The 2,174-nt window shown below is 74.5% G+C and carries 3 protein-coding genes; all 3 read left to right on the top strand.

Annotation, left to right across the window (positions count from 1 at the left end):
* Positions 1-183: 183 nt before the first annotated feature.
* Positions 184-942, top strand: coding sequence for an NUDIX domain-containing protein (locus tag ACFRMQ_RS40300; protein ID WP_380735884.1), 759 nt, complete (start codon positions 184-186; stop codon positions 940-942).
* Positions 943-1,228: 286 nt separating this feature from the next.
* Entirely contained in the window at positions 1,229-1,507 is a 279-nt protein-coding gene (locus ACFRMQ_RS40295) for a hypothetical protein (RefSeq protein WP_380735882.1), read from the top strand.
* 346 nt (positions 1,508-1,853) lie between these two features.
* The coding region (locus tag ACFRMQ_RS40290; RefSeq protein ID WP_380735881.1) for an ATP-binding cassette domain-containing protein at positions 1,854-2,174 on the top strand (321 nt) is incomplete at its 3' end.

Genomic DNA, 2,174 nt, shown 5'->3' with positions numbered 1-2,174 from the left:
CGCCCCCGCCGCCCCCCCGCCGGGCGGGGGGGTGCCCCCCCCCGGCCCCCCCCCCCCCGGCCGCCGACATCGTGCCCGCCCCTGCGCGAACCTTGCCCGAACCGGTTTCGGTGAGGCACCGACCTTGTGCGGTCCATGCACGGGCCTGTGCTTATCGTCAGAGAGACGACTATGATCGTGACCATGTCGCGTTACGATCCGTCGGCCTTTCCGCCGTTCGCTGTCACGGTTGACCTGGTAGTGCTGACGGTGCGCGACCACTCGCTCTGCGCCCTGCTGGTCAGACGCGGAGAGCCACCGTTCCAGGGGTACTGGGCACTGCCCGGCGGCTTCGTCCGCCCGGACGAGGGCCTGGCCGAGGCCGCCTCCCGCGAGCTGGCCGAGGAGACCGGCCTGCGCGCCCACACCACCCCCGGTCATGACGCGGTCGGCCCCGGTGCGGCCGGCGCACACCTGGAGCAGCTCGCCACCTACGGCCACCCGCAGCGGGACCCGCGGATGCGGGTGGTCAGTGTCGCCTACCTGGTGCTCGCCCCCGACCTGCCGACGCCCCGGGCTGGCGGCGACGCCAGCGGAGCGCGCTGGGCCCCGGTCGGCGAACTCCTCGGCGCGAACCCGGCCGACGGCGTCCCGCTCGCCTTCGACCACGGCCTGATCCTGGCCGACGGTGTGGAACGCGCCCGCTCCAAGATCGAGTACTCCTCCCTCGCCACCGCCTTCTGCCCGACCGAGTTCACCGTCGGTGAGCTGCGCCGGGTCTACGAAGCGGTCTGGGGCGTGGTGCTGGACCCGCGGAACTTCCACCGCAAGGTCACCGGAACCCCCGGCTTCCTGCTGCCCTCCGGCGGCACGACGACCCGTCAGGGTGGACGACCGGCCCAGCTGTTCACCGCCGGAGGCGCGACCGTCCTCAACCCGCCCATGCTCCGCCCGGAGTCCTGAGCCGCCGCGGGCCCATCGGCTCCCGTGGTCCCGTCGCCTCGACGCTTCGCCGCCGAGCGCTGGGCCTGCGCTCTCCCTGGTTGCGGCCCGCCCTGTCGGCTGTGGCCCTGGTCCGCCTCGCTGCCCGTCCCGCCCCGTCCCACCTTGTCCCACCCTGTCCCGCCCCGGCGACCGGGCAGCCGAATGGCCTGGCCTGGCTGCGGACCAGAGAGGAGCGGCGCAGAGTGTCGGTGGGACGCCCCGGCCGCAGGGCCGGAGGCCCCGGACCGGACCCAGGGAGCCCGCGATGGCCATTCAGGACTGCGCCACCCGGCGAACCCTCGTCGAGAGGCTGGCGGCGGACTACCGGAGCCTCGACGAGACCACCACCGGTACGGAGAAGGAACTGGTCGCCTTGCAGGCCGAGTCCGCGGCGCCCGAGACGATCGCCGCCGTGCAGGAACGGCTGGCCGAGGAGCGGGAACGACTGGGCGAGATCACCCTCCGGGGCCGGGTTGCCGTCGAGGAGTTCCGTGCGGCGTGCGGCGACGAGCAGCTCTCGACGCCGCCCTGGCCCCCTCGGTAGCGACTGCGCCTTCCCCACCGGGTCCTGCCCGGCACGCCTCCGCCAGTGCCTGCCGAAACCCTTCCGTCCGATCCCGCCCGCACCCCTCCGCCCGATGGCGCCGGCACCGGGTCCCCGCCGCTCGGCCGAAGCCCCGGAACGGACCGGCCGACCGTGAATCGCAGGATCGGATTTTCCCCTGATCGGGTGAGGTGGGCAGCCGGTGGGCCCGTGCCGTTCCCGTAATGCCCGGAATAGCCACCACCGCCCCCTAATGTGCTGGCGCGGAGCCGCGCGGGTGCGCGCCCGCCCGTCAGGGGGCGCTCCGCGTCGAGCAGGTCGGCCGAGGGCATGGGAGCAGCCAGCGATGATCCAGATCACCGGACTGACCAAGGTCTACCGCAAGGGCGCTCCGCCCGCCGTGCTCGATCTGACCTTCGACACCCGGCCCGGAACGGTGACCGCGCTGCTCGGCGCAGAGGGGGCGGGAAAGTCCACCGCGCTGCGGTTGATGCTCGAACTCGAACGCGGCCAGGGCGTCACGCTCTTCGACGGCCGTCCCTACCGCAGGATCCGGCACCCCGAGCGTGAGGTCGGCGTGCTGCTGCCCCGCCCCCGCCCCGGCGGGGGCCCCGCCGGGGGCGGCCCAACCGGCCCCCGGGGGCGCACCCCACGTCGGGTGCACCGC

It is taken from the genome of Kitasatospora sp. NPDC056783, from assembly GCF_042789895.1.
In the GTDB taxonomy this organism is placed as follows: domain Bacteria; phylum Actinomycetota; class Actinomycetes; order Streptomycetales; family Streptomycetaceae; genus Kitasatospora.
This window is presented reverse-complemented; position numbering and strand designations above follow the sequence as displayed.